Annotated in this window: 1 protein-coding gene; it reads left to right on the top strand. The window is 33.4% G+C overall.

Annotation, left to right across the window (positions count from 1 at the left end):
* Nucleotides 1-336: 336 nt before the first annotated feature.
* Complete coding sequence (locus ACJ5GX_RS02915) at nt 337-1,608, top strand: IS256 family transposase (RefSeq protein ID WP_068042377.1); 1,272 nt, start codon at nt 337-339, stop codon at nt 1,606-1,608.
* The last annotated feature ends 8 nt before the right edge of the window (nt 1,609-1,616 follow it).

Below are 1,616 nucleotides of genomic sequence, written 5' to 3'. Positions count from 1 at the left end.
TGCTCTTAATGAGGCAGAGAGGTGCTAAATCAAGACAGTAGGATTTGTTACAAAAAAAGAAGAGAAGAATTAAAGAGAAGAGTAAAAAGTTTACTTGAGCAAAAGAAGCAAGTAGCAAACACAACAAATTAATACAGAGAGCTAGGAATTAATCAAAGATACAGATGAAAGTAGTGAAGCTACTACTTGCCAGAAAGAATGGTTAAGACTGAAGTTTTAGAAGATTGTTTAGATCTTGGATAGATAACCCAGTGACTTGAGGGTGTCAGGAAGTTTGTGTAAGTTGTAAAAATAGTTAAGAATAAAAATAACATAAACAACTTACATGGAGCTAATATGAAGAACAATAACAAAGTATCAAATCCAGCTATAGAAAAATTAGTATCAGAAATACTATCACAAAGTGATCCATCTGAAATATTTGGTAAAGAAGGGATATTTCAGGGAATTAAAAAGCAGATAGTAAATAAGATTTTAGAGAAAGAAATGGAATCTCATATAGGTTATGAGAAACATTCTAAAAATGAGAAATACTCAGATAACAGACGTAATGGTAATTATGAAAAGACTCTAATAGATCCAGAAGGTCGTAAATTGACAGTAGAAGTGCCAAGGGATCGGGATGGAGAATTTGAACCTCAACTAATTCCAAAAGGAGTGCGTAAATTTGAAGGATTTGATGATAAAGTAATATCCTTATATGCTCGGGGAATGACCATTAGGGAAATACAAGGGCACTTAGAAGAACTATATGCCACCAAGGTATCATCTGAGTTAATATCAAAGGTAACTGATGGTATTTTAGAGGAAGTAACTGCTTGGCAGAATAGAGCACTTGATAATGTATATCCTATAATGTACTTAGATTGTATTCATGTTAAGGCAAGAGATAATCATGTAATAATAAATAAAGCGGTTTATCTAGCTATTGGAGTGAATATGGAGGGCAAGAAAGAGCTATTAGGAATTTGGATAGGCAAGAATGAAGGGTGTAAATTTTGGATGCAGGTAGTAACAGAACTGAAGAATCGAGGAGTTGCACAAATATATGTTGCATGTGTTGATGGTCTTAAGGGTTTTCCAGAGGCGATAAATAGCATTTTTCCAAAGACGATAGTGCAGTTGTGTATTGTTCATATGGTAAGAAATTCTGTAAAATACGTATCATACAAAGATCTAAAAGCGGTAACAGCTGATTTAAAAGCAGTTTATTCTGCAATAAATGAAGCAGAGGGATTAAGAGAATTACAAAACTTTGCCAAAAAATGGGATGAAAAATATCCAGTTATTTTTGACATATGGCAACGAAATTGGTCTGGCATAGCTCCATTTTTTAGCTTTCCGGAAGACATTAGGAAGGCGATTTACACTACTAATGCTATTGAATCCACTAACCGTCAAATTCGTAAAATTATTAAAAATAAAGGAGTATTTCCAGATGACAAATCGATTCAGAAAATAATCTTTTTGGCGTTGACAAATGCCTCTAAAAAATGGACAATGCCTATTAAGAATTGGGCGATGGCTTTAAATCAATTTGCTATACTTTGTGATACTAATTTACAAAATTGGGCAAATGGAGAAATCGTACTTACACAAAAAATCTGACAGACCCA

It is taken from the genome of Wolbachia endosymbiont of Tuta absoluta (genome assembly GCF_059414725.1).
This window is presented reverse-complemented; position numbering and strand designations above follow the sequence as displayed.